The 12,589-nt window shown below is 61.0% G+C and carries 11 protein-coding genes; 4 read left to right on the top strand and 7 right to left on the bottom strand.

Features of this window, described 5'->3' with window-relative positions:
- Positions 1-51 precede the first annotated feature (51 nt).
- Positions 52-1,821: an acyl-CoA dehydrogenase C-terminal domain-containing protein gene (locus tag QK296_RS10125; RefSeq protein WP_282390877.1), complete on the top strand. Its 1,770-nt coding sequence runs from the start codon at positions 52-54 to the stop codon at positions 1,819-1,821.
- A 249-nt stretch (positions 1,822-2,070) separates the two neighbouring features.
- A complete protein-coding gene (locus QK296_RS10120) occupies positions 2,071-3,849 on the top strand; it encodes an acyl-CoA dehydrogenase C-terminal domain-containing protein (RefSeq protein WP_282390876.1) in 1,779 nt (592 codons plus the stop codon).
- A 226-nt stretch (positions 3,850-4,075) separates the two neighbouring features.
- On the opposite strand, the gene QK296_RS10115 is transcribed toward QK296_RS10120, so the two are convergent.
- A complete protein-coding gene (locus QK296_RS10115; RefSeq protein WP_003194779.1) occupies positions 4,076-4,975 on the bottom strand; it encodes a LysR family transcriptional regulator in 900 nt (299 codons plus the stop codon).
- 209 nt (positions 4,976-5,184) lie between these two features.
- On the opposite strand from QK296_RS10115, the gene QK296_RS10110 reads away from it, so the two are divergent.
- Both QK296_RS10110 and QK296_RS10105 read left to right on the top strand, forming a co-directional pair.
- Positions 5,185-6,447, top strand: coding sequence for an aminotransferase class III-fold pyridoxal phosphate-dependent enzyme (locus QK296_RS10110; RefSeq protein ID WP_282390875.1), 1,263 nt, complete (start codon positions 5,185-5,187; stop codon positions 6,445-6,447).
- Between the two features lie 216 nt (positions 6,448-6,663).
- Positions 6,664-6,822, top strand: a complete 159-nt coding sequence (locus QK296_RS10105; protein ID WP_003194776.1) for a YqaE/Pmp3 family membrane protein — start codon at positions 6,664-6,666, stop codon at positions 6,820-6,822.
- A 5-nt stretch (positions 6,823-6,827) separates the two neighbouring features.
- On the opposite strand, the gene pqqE is transcribed toward QK296_RS10105, so the two are convergent.
- From pqqE to pqqF, 6 genes are all read right to left on the bottom strand, one after another.
- Entirely contained in the window at positions 6,828-7,979 is a 1,152-nt protein-coding gene (gene pqqE / locus QK296_RS10100) for a pyrroloquinoline quinone biosynthesis protein PqqE (RefSeq protein WP_014720196.1), read from the bottom strand.
- Positions 7,951-8,226, bottom strand: coding sequence for a pyrroloquinoline quinone biosynthesis peptide chaperone PqqD (gene pqqD, locus QK296_RS10095; RefSeq protein ID WP_003194772.1), 276 nt, complete (start codon positions 8,224-8,226; stop codon positions 7,951-7,953). The genes pqqE and pqqD overlap by 29 nt, the downstream gene beginning before the upstream one ends.
- Complete coding sequence (pqqC, locus tag QK296_RS10090; RefSeq protein WP_003194770.1) at positions 8,223-8,975, bottom strand: pyrroloquinoline-quinone synthase PqqC; 753 nt, start codon at positions 8,973-8,975, stop codon at positions 8,223-8,225. Before pqqC ends, pqqD begins: the two co-directional genes overlap by 4 nt.
- 11 nt (positions 8,976-8,986) lie before the next feature.
- Complete coding sequence (pqqB, locus tag QK296_RS10085; RefSeq protein ID WP_198719941.1) at positions 8,987-9,898, bottom strand: pyrroloquinoline quinone biosynthesis protein PqqB; 912 nt, start codon at positions 9,896-9,898, stop codon at positions 8,987-8,989.
- Between the two features lie 71 nt (positions 9,899-9,969).
- The gene (gene pqqA, locus QK296_RS10080) at positions 9,970-10,044 is read right to left on the bottom strand and encodes a pyrroloquinoline quinone precursor peptide PqqA (protein WP_003194766.1); all 75 of its coding nucleotides are present in this window, start codon (positions 10,042-10,044) and stop codon (positions 9,970-9,972) included.
- Positions 10,045-10,202: 158 nt separating this feature from the next.
- On the bottom strand, positions 10,203-12,572 hold the full coding sequence (gene pqqF / locus QK296_RS10075) for a pyrroloquinoline quinone biosynthesis protein PqqF (RefSeq protein ID WP_282390874.1): 2,370 nt from the start codon (positions 12,570-12,572) through the stop codon (positions 10,203-10,205).
- Positions 12,573-12,589: the final 17 nt, after the last annotated feature.

Below are 12,589 nucleotides of genomic sequence, written 5' to 3'. Positions count from 1 at the left end.
ACGGCCATGGCCGGCAGTAGGTTAACCCTATCTGCTGCCGGAGACATTGCCATGCCTGAGTACAAAGCTCCCCTGCGCGACATGCGCTTTCTGATCGACACCGTATTCGATTTCCACGGCCACTATGCGGCCCTGGGCGCCACGGATGCCAGCCCGGACATGGTCAGTGCGATCCTCGAAGAAGGCGCCAAATTCTGCGAAAACGTACTCGCGCCGCTCAATCGCAGCGGCGATGAAGAGGGCTGCCATTTCGATAATGGCGTGGTGACCACGCCCAAAGGCTTCAAGCAAGCCTTTGCCCAGTATGTGGAAGGCGGCTGGCACGGCGTGGCGGCAGACCCAGCCTACGGTGGCCAGGGCCTGCCCCATTCCCTGGGCCTGGTGCTGAGCGAGATGATCGGTTCCAGCAACACCTCCTGGGGCATGTACCCTGGCCTGACCCACGGTGCGATGTCGGCCATCCATGCCCACGGCACCGACGAACAGAAAGCCACTTACCTGAGCAAACTCACCGCCGGCGAATGGACCGGTACCATGTGCCTGACCGAAGCCCACTGCGGCACCGACCTGGGCTTGATCAAGACCCGCGCCGTACCGCAGGCAGACGGCAGTTACGCGGTCACCGGCAGCAAGATCTTCATCTCGGCCGGCGAGCACGACATGAGCGCCAATATCATCCACCTGGTGCTGGCCAAACTGCCGGATGCGCCGGCGGGCACCAAGGGCATTTCGTTGTTTATCGTGCCCAAGTTCCATGCCGACTCCGGCGAGCGCAATGCGGTGCACTGCGGCTCCATCGAACACAAGATGGGCATCAAGGCCTCGGCCACCTGCGTGTTGAATTTCGATGGCGCCAAAGGCTATTTGATTGGCGAGGCGAACAAGGGCCTCAACTGCATGTTCACCATGATGAACCACGCACGCCTGGGCACCGGCATGCAGGGCCTGTGCAACGGCGAGGCGAGCTTCCAGGGCGCGATCAAATATGCCAACGACCGCCTGCAAATGCGTTCGCTCACCGGCGCCAAGGCTCCGGAGAAAGCTGCCGACCCGATCATCGTGCACGCCGATGTACGCCGCATGCTGCTGACCATGAAAGCCTTCAACGAGGGCAACCGCGCGTTGACCTATTTCACCGCGCAACTGCTCGATACCGCGCACCTGGGCAGCGACGCTGGCCAACGCCAGGAAGCCGAGGACCTGTTAGCCTTCCTCACGCCGATCTGTAAAGCCTTCATGACCGAAACCGGCCTGGAGGTGACCAACCACGGCATGCAGGTATTCGGTGGCCATGGCTATATTCGTGAGTGGGGCATGGAGCAACTGGCCCGTGACGCACGTATCGCCCCGATCTATGAAGGCACCAACAGCATCCAGGCTCTGGACCTGCTCGGGCGCAAGGTATTGGGTAGCCAGGGCAAGTTGCTGCGTGGGTTTACCAAAATTGTGCATAAGTTCTGCGCGGCCAATGCCGAGCATGCGCAGCTCAAGTCCCATGTGACGCAGCTCAATGAGCTGAACCAGCAATGGGGCGAGCTGACCCTGAAGGTCGGCACGGCGGCGATGAAAAACCCTGACGAAGTGGGCGCTGCGGCCATGGATTACCTGATGTACAGCGGTTACATCATCCTTGCCTACTTGTGGTTGCGCATGGCGATCGCGGCGCAAGCCCAGGATGACCCAGGGTTTGCCCAGGCGAAGCTTGCGACCTGCGACTTTTATTTCAAGCGCCTGTTGCCGCGTACGGCCATGCACCGTGCTGCGGTGGAGGCGGGGAGCGAATGCCTGATGAGCTTACCGGCGCAGGCCTTTGCACTGTAGAGGTCACTGATTGCTCGGGGTCAAAATGTGGGAGCGGGCTTGCCCGCGAATGCGCTGGTACAGTCAAAGATGTAGCGACTGACACGCCGCATTCGCGAGCAAGCCCGCTCCCACAATGGTTTGTATGTGACTTATAAATACTTAATGGTCACGAACGGACCCTATGTGTCTTAAAAGTTGTTCGGGTACACTCGACGCCTGTAAAACCGATCCTATCGAATCATTTTTCACGTTCTCACGAGGTTTGCCATGGCTGATTACAAAGCGCCGTTGCGTGATATGCGCTTCGTCCTCAACGAAGTTTTTGAGGTCGCTAATACTTGGGCCCAGTTACCGGCATTGGCAGACAGCGTTGACGCCGAAACTGTCGAGGCGATCCTGGAGGAGGCCGGCAAGGTCACCGCCAAATCCATTGCCCCACTCAGCCGCGGCGGCGATGAGCAAGGCTGCCAGTGGGCAGACGGCGCCGTCACGACGCCCGACGGTTTCCCTCAAGCCTACAGCACCTACGCCGAAGGCGGCTGGGTGGGGGTGGGCGGCGACCCGACCTACGGCGGCATGGGCATGCCCAAGGCCGTGTCGGCGCAGGTTGAAGAAATGATCAACTCATCGAGCCTGGCTTTCGGCCTGTACCCGATGTTGACCTCCGGCGCTTGTGTCTCCATCAACACTCACGCCAGTGATGAACTCAAGGCCACCTACCTGCCGAAGATGTATTCCGGTGAGTGGGCCGGTTCCATGTGCCTGACGGAAGCCCATGCCGGTACCGACCTGGGGATGATCCGCACCAAGGCCGAGCCTCAGGCGGACGGCTCCTACAAGGTCAGCGGCACCAAGATCTTCATCACCGGTGGCGAGCACGACCTCACCGAAAATATCATCCACCTGGTGCTGGCCAAACTGCCGGACGCACCGGCCGGGCCCAAGGGCATCTCGCTGTTCCTGGTACCGAAGTTCCTGGTAAATGCCGATGGCAGCCTGGGCGTGCGTAACCCGGTGAATTGCGGCTCCATTGAACACAAGATGGGCATCCAGGCCTCCGCTACCTGTGTGATGAACTTCGACGAAGCCGTGGGTTACCTGGTCGGTGAGCCCAACCGTGGCTTGGCGGCGATGTTCACCATGATGAACTATGAGCGCCTGGGTGTTGGCATTCAGGGCCTGGCGTCGGGTGAGCGGTCCTATCAGAACGCGATTGAATATGCCCGCGACCGTCTGCAGAGCCGTTCCCCGCTAGGCGCGCAGGCCAAGGACAAGCCGGCAGACCCGATCATCGTGCATCCGGATGTCCGTCGCATGTTGCTGACCATGAAGGCGGCGAACGAAGGCGGCCGGGCGTTCTCCACCTACGTGGCGACGCAGTTGGACATCGCCAAGTTCAGCGACGATGCCCAGGCGCGCGAGCGTGCCGATAACCTGGTGGCGTTGCTGACGCCGGTGGCCAAGGCGTTCCTTACTGACCTGGGCCTGGAAACCACCGTGCTTGGCCAGCAGGTGTTTGGCGGCCACGGTTACATCCGCGAGTGGGGCCAGGAGCAATTGGTGCGTGACGTGCGCATCACCCAGATCTACGAAGGCACCAACGGCATTCAGGCCCTGGACCTGATGGGTCGCAAGATCGTCGGCAGCGGCGGTGCGTTCTATACCTTGTTCGCCGATGAGATCCGCCAGTTCATCGCCGCATCGGGCCCTGAGTTGGCCGAATTCACCAAGCCGCTAAGTGTGGCAGTGGATAACCTGGATGAGTTGACGGCCTGGGTGCTGGACCGCGCCAAGAGCGACGCCAATGAAATCGGCGCGGCCTCGGTGGAATATCTGCATGCGTTCGGCTACATGGCCTATGCCTATATGTGGGCGCGCATGGCCAAGGCGGCGTTGGGTAAAGAGGGCGAAGAGGATTTCTACGCCAGCAAACTGGGGACTGCGCGTTTCTACTTTGCCCGTCTGTTGCCGCGTATCCACTCGTTGAGTGCGTCGGTAAAAGCCGGTAGCGAATCACTGTTCCTGATGGATGAAGCCCTGTTTTAAGGGCGCGGAGGGCGTGTAAGCATTCTCTTACATGACGTGCTGCTAATCGTCCTCTATCGCCACATTGGATCCACGGCTAATCTACTTCACATGGACGTCGCGCAGGAAGCGCAAAGCAACAACACGGACACGTAGGATTCTGCCAGGATGGCGGAGTGAAATGGATGTCAGGGAAACAGTCTGCAAAGCCCCGCTTCGGCGGGGTTTTCTTTTGCCCGCGAAAAAGTCAGGCGCTTGCCGACGGGGCATTCATTACGTCTTCCAGCAGGGTGCGCAATAACGCCACCGTCGCCTGCTGGCGTTGCACATCGCGGCATACCAACCCGACTTTCAGCGGTACCCTGGGCTCGCTCAAGGGTTTCCACAGCAGTGCCTTGCTGTTGTGCTCGTCCTGGGAGCGCCCAGGCAGCACCGTCGCCAGCCGGGTGTGAGGCAGGCTGTCGAGAATGCCCACCATGGTATTGAGCTCCGCCTGCACTTGCGGACGCCGCCCGAGGTTGGACAGTTGGCCTTGCCAGATCTGCCGAACCTGAAACTCTTCCCCCAACAGCAACATCGGTAACTCGGCGGCTTGTTTGAGCGAGACTTTCTTGAACTCGCGCAACGGATGGTCTTCGGGAATCACCACTTTCAACTCGTCTTCATACAGCAGCACGCCATGCAGGCCCGGTTGACGGGGTGGCAGGTAGCTGATGCCGATATCGAGGGAGCCATTGAGCAACCGCCGTTCAATCTCAAGCCCGGTCAGCTCGTAGATCTGCACCACTAGATGGGGCTGGGCTTTGCGCACGCGCTCAAGCATCTGTGGCACCAGGCTGGTGTGCACGGTTTGCAGCACGCCGATGGCCAGGGTGCGCATGGCTTGGCCCTTGAAATTGCGCAGCGCCTCCACGGCTTGCTGCATGCCATCAATCAGCGGCAATGCGTGGTTGTATAAGGTGTGGGCCGCCAGGGTCGGCAACAGGCGCTTGCTGCTGCGTTCGAACAGGCTGACGTCGAGGTTCTGTTCCAGTTGGCGAATCTGTTGCGACAGCGCTGGCTGGGAGATGGACAGACGCTCCGCGGCACGGCCTACGTGGCCTTCCTCATACACCGCGACGAAATAACGCAGTTGCTTGAAATCCATAAGGTTTGCTTATCGAAAAAGCTGGAAAATCGAAATGGCCGCTGGCCCCCGAGACGCCTAGTCTAGCGCCTATTCGCAGGGCTTACAGGGCCGGATCGGACAATGAACAGCGTTTTTGTTGATAGCGTTTACATAGGCAAGGCAAAAAATCTGAACGCCTCACTGGCAGGTGGCATCGACCAAGGTCAGGTTGCCAGCGGGGGTGAAGTGTGAACTTGTTCCGTCGCTCTGCGCCGAGTCTGGATGACCTGGTTGTGCATGCCCCGCGTGCAGAGGTTTCCAGCCAGTGCCTGATGCCCACTGTGGCGCGCCCGCCCCAGGTGTTTGTGCAGGGGCAGGGTTCCTGGCTTTTGGACGCAGACGACCGCGCCTATCTGGATTTCAGTCAGGGTGGCGGCGCCAATAGCCTGGGCCACAGTCCCCAGGCCGTGCGCGACGCCATTGCCGAACAGATGCACAGCGTGATCAACCCTGGCCTGGGTTTGCACAACCGCGCGCAACTGGACCTCGTCGATCGTCTTTGCCATCACACCTGCAGCGACCAGGCCTATTTGCTCAACAGCGGTGCCGAAGCCTGTGAAGCGGCCATCAAGTTGGCACGCAAGTGGGGCCAACTGCATCGCGGTGGCGCTTACCACATCATCACCTTAAGCAACGGCTGTCATGGCCGTAGCTTGGGGGCGATGTCGGCGTCGGATGTGGCCTGCGAAAACCGTTTCGAACCGCAGTTGCCAGGTTTCAGCCAGGTGCCGTTCAACGATCTACCGGCCCTGCATGCAGCGGTGGATGCGCAAACCGTCGCTATCATGCTGGAGCCGATCCAAAGCGGCGGCGGTGTCATCCCCGCGACCGAACATTACCTCAAGGGCGTCGAACGCCTGTGTCGTGAGCTGGGGATTCTGCTGATCTTCGACGAAGTGCAAACCGGTGTGGGCCGCTGTGGCAGCTTGCTGGCCGAACAACAATACGGCGTGCGCGCCGACATCATTGCCCTGGGCAAAGGCCTCGGCGGTGGCGTGCCCCTGGCGGCGCTGCTGGCGCGTGGTACTGCCTGTTGCTTCGAACCGGGCGAGTTGGACGGTACGCATCATGGCAATGCGCTGATGGCATCTGCGGGTATCGCGGTACTCGACGCTGTATTGGCGAACGGCTTTCTCGAGCATCTGCGCGAATCCGGCTTGTACCTGGCAGAAGGCCTTGCCCGCCTGGCCTATCGTTACGGCCATGGGCCCTTGCGCGGCAACGGGCTGCTTTGGGGCCTGACACTGTCGGACGATTGCGCCGCAGCAGTGGTCAAGGCCGCGCTGCACGAAGGCCTGATTCTCACCGCCTCACAACCTGACTGCCTGCGCTTTACCCCTGCGCTGAACATCAGCAAAACCCACATCGACGAAATGCTGCTGCGGCTTGCCCGCGCCTTTTCTCGGGTGCGCACCGCTCAAGTGCAATGCCGCAAGGGCATCGCCGTTTGACCCCAGTTTCCTGAACCGTCTCGCGGCATACGCGACGCCTCCAGCCTGATTCTTTTGGCTGGGGGCGTTTTTTTGTCTGGGTAATTTCTGGTGTGAAAAGGATGGCTGGAGATTCTGGCCTGAGATGGCCCAATGCCAGAATCCACTGAACCCTCACGAACCGCCAAGGTCGATTAGCTACACGGCTCACACGAGCCGATTTTCTGGAGCTGACCCATGGACATCATTCGTATCATCATCGCCATTCTGCTGCCGCCATTGGGTGTGTTCCTGCAAGTAGGTTTCGGCGGTGCCTTCTGGCTGAATATCCTGCTGACCCTGTGCGGTTACTTCCCTGGCATCATCCACGCGGTGTACATCATCGCCAAGCGTTGAGACCCTCAGCCTTTTGCAATGAGCCTTGAGTTGCGCTCATTGCGAAAGGCCAGTTGCTCGATGGTCTGGGTGGCCTGTTCGGCTTCTTCCCGCGCCTGAAGGATGATGCCGTGCTGCTCGGATTTGCTGCAGACCGGGTCGGCATTGCTGGCGTCACCGGTGAGCATGAAGGCCTGGCAACGGCAGCCGCCAAAGTCCTTTTCTTTTTCGTCGCATGAACGGCACGGCTCGGGCATCCAGTCGTAGCCACGAAAGCGATTGAAGCCAAACGAGTCGTACCAGATGTGCTGCATGCTGTGGTCGCGCACATTGGGAAACTGCACGGGCATCTGCCTTGCGCCGTGACAAGGCAGGGCGGTGCCGTCAGGCGTGACGGTCAGGAAGATGCTGCCCCAGCCGTTCATGCAGGCTTTGGGGCGCTCCTCGTAATAATCCGGTGTCACGAAGATCAGCTTGCAGGGGTGGCCTTCGGCTTCCAGCTTGGCGCGGTATTCATTGGTGATGCGTTCGGCGCGCACCAACTGCTCGCGGGTGGGCAGCAAGCCCACGCGATTGAGCTGCGCCCAACCGTAGAACTGGCAGGTGGCGAGCTCGACGAAATCTGCTTCCAGCGCAATGCACAGCTCGATGATGCGGTCGATCTTGTCGATATTGTGCCGATGGGTGACGAAGTTCAGCACCATCGGGTAGCCGTGGGCTTTCACCGCTCGGGCCATTTCCAGTTTTTGCGCGAAGGCTTTTTTCGAGCCGGCCAGCAGGTTGTTCACCTGTTCGTCACTGGCCTGGAAGCTGATCTGGATATGGTCCAGGCCGGCCTTCTTGAAGTCGCTGATTTTTTGCTCGGTGAGGCCGATGCCCGAGGTGATCAGGTTGGTGTAGAAACCCAGCTTGCGCGCCTCGCCGATCAGTTCGGCCAAGTCCTGGCGCACCAGCGGCTCACCGCCGGAAAACCCCAACTGCGCCGCGCCCATTTCACGGGCTTCGCGAAATACCTTGATCCATTGTTCGGTGCTCAGCTCCTTGCCCTGCTCGGCGAAATCCAGCGGGTTGGAACAATACGGGCACTGCAGCGGGCAGCGATAGGTCAGCTCGGCCAGCAGCCACAGCGGCAGGCCGATGGCGGGTTTCTCAGGCAAGGGTGATCCAGTGCTCAGCACGGGCGACCTCCATGAATTGCTCGATGTCGTCACCCAGCTCCGGTACGCCGGGGAACTGCTTGTCCAGCTCGGCAATGATGGCCGCCACGTCGCGCTCGCCGTCGATCAGGCCGCCGATCAATGCGGCGCTATCGTTGAGCTTGATCATGCCTTCGGGGTAGAGCAGAACATGGCCTTTTTGTGCAGGCTCGTACTGGTAGCGATAGCCCTGGCGCCAGGTCGGTTTTTTACTGCGATCAAAGCTCATAGGGTGATCCCTTTATGCCATACCCGCTGTTCGGTGACGCTGTGATACGGCGGGCGTTTGAGTTCGTAGGCCATGCTCATGGCGTCCAGCATGCTCCACAGGATGTCCAGTTTGAACTGGAGAATTTCCAGCATGCGCTCCTGCCCCTCGCGGGTGGTGTAGTGCTGCAGGGTGATCGCCAAGCCGTGTTCCACATCGCGACGGGCCTGGCCCAGGCGTGTGCGGAAGTACTCGTAACCGGCCGGGTCGATCCACGGGTAATGCTGGGGCCAACTGTCGAGGCGCGACTGGTGGATTTGCGGCGCGAACAGCTCGGTCAACGAGCTGCTGGCGGCTTCTTGCCAGCTGGCGCGGCGGGCGAAGTTGACATAGGCGTCCACGGCGAAGCGTACACCGGGCAGCACCAACTCCTGGGAGCGCAATTGGTCGGGGTCCAGACCCACAGCCTGGCCCAGGCGCAGCCAGGCTTCGATACCGCCGTCTTCACCGGGCGCGCCGTCATGGTCGAGCAGGCGCTGGATCCATTCGCGACGGATTTCACGGTCAGGGCAGTTGGCCAGGATCGCCGCGTCTTTCAGCGGGATATTCACCTGATAGTAGAAGCGATTGGCGACCCAGCCCTGGATCTGCTCACGGCTGGCGCGGCCTTCGTACATCGCCACATGGTAGGGGTGATGGATATGGTAGAAGGCGCCCTTGGCGCGCAGGGCCGCTTCGAACTCAGCCTTGCTCAACGGTGTGTCGGTCATTTCGAATGCTCCTACAATTCAATGCTCATGCCGTCGTAAGCCACTTCGACATTGCGACGCACCAGCTCCGCTCGCTCGGGGGAGTCTTCATCGAGGATCGGGTTGGTGTTGTTGATGTGGATAAGCACTTTGCGCTGCTTGGGCAGTTGTTCCAGCACTTCAAGCATGCCGCCGGGGCCGTTCTGTGCCAGGTGGCCCATCTCACGCCCGGTGCGGGTGCCGACGCCACGGCGCTGCATTTCATCGTCGTCCCACATCGTGCCGTCGACCAGCAGGCAGTCGCTGCCGGCCATGATCTCCAGCAACGGTGCGTCGACCTTGCCCAGGCCCGGGGCGTAGAACAATTTGCCGCCGGTGCGCAGGTCTTCGACGATCAGGCCAATGTTGTCACCGGGGTGCGGGTCGAAACGATGTGGCGAATAGGGCGGTGCGGCGCTACGCAACGGCAGCGGGGTGAAGCGCAGGTTGGGGCAGGCCGGGATGGTGAAGCTGGCGTCCAGCTCGATGCGGTTCCAGGCCAGGCCACCGTTCCAGTGGGTCAGCATGGTGAACAATGGGAAGCCGGTGCTCAGGTCTTCATGGACCATGTCGGTGCACCACACCTGGTGTGGGCAGCCTTCGCGCAGGCTCAGCAGGCCAGTGGTGTGGTCGATCTGGCTGTCCATCAGGATGATTGCGCTGATGCCGGTATCGCGCAGGGCGCGGCCCGGTTGCATGGGCGCAAAGCCCTGGAGCTGCGCGCGGATATCCGGCGATGCATTGCAGAGCACCCAGTTCACGCCATCGTCGGAGATCGCGATGGACGACTGGGTACGCGCGTGGGCCCGCAGGCTGCCATTACGAAAACCTGCGCAGTTCACGCAGTTGCAGTTCCACTGCGGGAAGCCACCGCCGGCGGCGGAACCTAGAATCTGGACAAACATGATCGCTCCCTCAAGCACAGCTCAAAACAAAAACGCCCCGGGCGAACCGAGGCGTTGTATTACTCAGCCAATCAACGGCTGGCGAAGTACATGGTGACTTCGAAACCGATACGCAGATCAGTGTAAGCAGGTTTGGACCAGGTCATATTCTTACTCCTATCAAGGGATGGGACGTTCACTACCAAGTAATACATATAGTCCACCTCCCATTGGAGATGTTCAGATATTGCTGCGCAATGTTACGCAATTTTATTCAAGTTAGCGCTGTCTCGGTGGAGAAAGCCTATTGCAGGGTTGGCAATGATCACGACGCCGCTTGCCAGTCGTCGTTGATACACCGCCCGTTGGCCACGCATTGCCAGCCGCCTGCGGCGTCATTGAGTTGCTGCGCGGCGTGCTGCACATCCTCGCGTGTGCGCTGTTGAATCAACTGTTGAAGCTGATCCAGATAACCCGACGAATGACCTGCCAAGTGCGCATGCCAGAGCAACTCGGCAGCCTGGTTGACGGGTAGCGCCTGGGCCGCGAACTGCTGCGCGAGGGCCTGGTTACCCAAGTCGGGGCAGCGCTCGATCAACGACGGCAGTTGTTCGAGGAAGGCCTGCAACTGTTCGACGATGCCGTCCAGGGAAGTGCTGGGCGATTGCACCCCAAACAGCAGGCCGGTTTGGCCGTTGATTTGTCGGATGCCACTGAACACGGCGTAGCCGATTTGCAGTTCGACTCTCAAGCGCTGGTAGAACGGCCCTTGCAGCACGTGCCCGAGTAACCGCCAGTTGGCTTCATCGGCGAGGGTTTGCACAGGCGTTGGGCAAAATAGCAGTAGCGCCGCCTCGCTGGATTCGGTGTTGACTGCGTGCCAGCGCTTTTGTCCGTCAAGGGCCTGAGGTGTGAAAGGCAGAGTTGCCGGTTGCCCAGGCAACCGGGCCGCTGCGGCTTTGATCGCCGCTTCACAGCTGGCGGGCAAGCCTGTGACCAGCCCCTGCCAGCGTGCTGTGGCCCAGGACGCTGTCGTCCCCTGAGGCTCGGGTTGAACACCAGCACAGCAAGTAGGCAACGCCTTGAGCAGTTCCCGGATGGCGATCATCGGCGCGGGAGCGGGCGACGGTTCATCCGAGCCACTCAGGCACCGCGCCAACGCTTCGAGCACCGCCGGCATGGGCTCGTGGAGGCCGTGCATCTTCACCTGCCAGTCAGTGGCGATCGTTTCGCAAGACAACTCGACGCCCGCCTGCCGTGCCTGTTCGCACAACGGCCGCAACAGGCTTTCCAGCCCGGTGGGTACCGCCGAGTCAAACCGCCAGTGCAGGTACAGCGCACCTTCGCCCGTGTCATCCGCCAACGCCTGGCTGAAGGTCAGCGCCGACAGCTCCCGTCGGCCCCGTGAGCGATCCTGGGCAAAGGTACGCAAGCCACGATGGGCGCTGGTTTGGCCGCGAATCAGGCCGGCGCGTTCTTCCTTGGCGGGCGCACGAAGCAAAGGATTGTTAGGCGGCAGTTGCCAAGGGTGCCGGGAGGCGGGCAGGTGCAGTGAATCGAGCATGGCCTTGAGGGCAGCGGCGCCTTGTTCCGACAGATCGTGGGCGTCGTTGCGCGCCAAGGCCAGGGCGCCTTGGACCTGTTGCTGGCGAGCATTGAGCAAGGCGAATTCTTCGCGTAACGCTGTCCAGTCGCTGTGTGCGAAGAAGCTCAGCCAGTCGTGCAGTAACTCTTCGATCTGCGTGGCCGGTTCGCGCTCGCTGCCGAGAGTGAAGTGGATATCCAGCACGGCTTGATCCGCAAACTGGTACAGCACGGACGCCTGCAGCGCGGTGGCCAGTCGTCGAGCTTGCAGTTCGGCGAGCAACCCGCCGGGGGCCGAGGCGTTGAGCCAGGTGCAGAGAAACGCCAACGCTTCCCGTGGTGCGTCACAGGTAATGACCTGATGCAGGTGGCGATCGGCGGCGTGTTGATAGCAGCGTGCGGAGCCTTGCATCAAGGCCGGTGGAGCGGCCTGCGGGTGCAATGGCCCGGGTGTCAGTTGGTCACTGAACTGCTGGGCCATGGCCTGCAGGTCGGTCAGCGATTGTGGGCCGGCAAGGCTCAAAGTCATCTGCCCGCTTTGATAAAAGTGTGCGTGGAACCCGCGCAAGGCTTGCTGAAAGGCCTCGCTTTCCACCGGCAGGCTGTCGCGGTTGCCGGCATGAAAACCGCGCAACGGATGATCTGCTGCCAAGCCTTGCAGCAGCGCCACTTGTTGTTGGGCCTTGGCATCCTGGGACCAGGCGATGAACTCCGCGTCGAGCACTTCGCGCTCACGCTGTTGATCGTCGAGGGCCAGGCGTGGGTGAGTCAGCATATCCGCCAACCGCATCAGCCCGTCTGTAAAAACCGGCACCGGCAGTTCAAAGAAAAACTCGGTGGTGCGCTCACGGGTGCTGGCATTGACCTGCCCACCGTGTCGTTGCACGTAGGCCATCAGCCCTTCGCCGGCTGGAAAGCGCTCGGTACCGAGAAACAGCAAGTGCTCAAGAAAATGCGCCAGCCCAGGCCAAGCCAATGGCACGTCATGGCTGCCGGCAGCCACCTGTAAAACGGCGGCGCAGCGCTTCAAGCGTGGCGCATGGCGCAGGCAGACCCGCAGGCCATTGGCGAGGGTCAGGTGAGCGGGATGAGGGTGAACCGGCGCAGGCATGGGCACTTCCGAGGCGT

The organism is Pseudomonas sp. AL10 (assembly GCF_029960685.1).
GTDB classification, from domain to species: domain Bacteria; phylum Pseudomonadota; class Gammaproteobacteria; order Pseudomonadales; family Pseudomonadaceae; genus Aquipseudomonas; species Aquipseudomonas lactis.
This window is presented reverse-complemented; position numbering and strand designations above follow the sequence as displayed.

What these genes read in the sequence shown, in the direction of transcription:
- QK296_RS10125 (WP_282390877.1), top strand. Translation starts at nt 52, where the DNA reads ATGCCTGAGTACAAAGCTCCCCTGCGCGACATGCGCTTTCTGATCGAC.
- QK296_RS10120 (WP_282390876.1), top strand. Translation starts at nt 2,071, where the DNA reads ATGGCTGATTACAAAGCGCCGTTGCGTGATATGCGCTTCGTCCTCAAC.
- QK296_RS10115 (WP_003194779.1), bottom strand. Translation starts at nt 4,975, where the DNA reads ATGGATTTCAAGCAACTGCGTTATTTCGTCGCGGTGTATGAGGAAGGC.
- QK296_RS10105 (WP_003194776.1), top strand. Translation starts at nt 6,664, where the DNA reads ATGGACATCATTCGTATCATCATCGCCATTCTGCTGCCGCCATTGGGT.
- pqqD (WP_003194772.1), bottom strand. Translation starts at nt 8,226, where the DNA reads ATGAGCTTTGATCGCAGTAAAAAACCGACCTGGCGCCAGGGCTATCGC.
- pqqC (WP_003194770.1), bottom strand. Translation starts at nt 8,975, where the DNA reads ATGACCGACACACCGTTGAGCAAGGCTGAGTTCGAAGCGGCCCTGCGC.
- pqqB (WP_198719941.1), bottom strand. Translation starts at nt 9,898, where the DNA reads ATGTTTGTCCAGATTCTAGGTTCCGCCGCCGGCGGTGGCTTCCCGCAG.
- pqqF (WP_282390874.1), bottom strand. Translation starts at nt 12,572, where the DNA reads ATGCCTGCGCCGGTTCACCCTCATCCCGCTCACCTGACCCTCGCCAAT.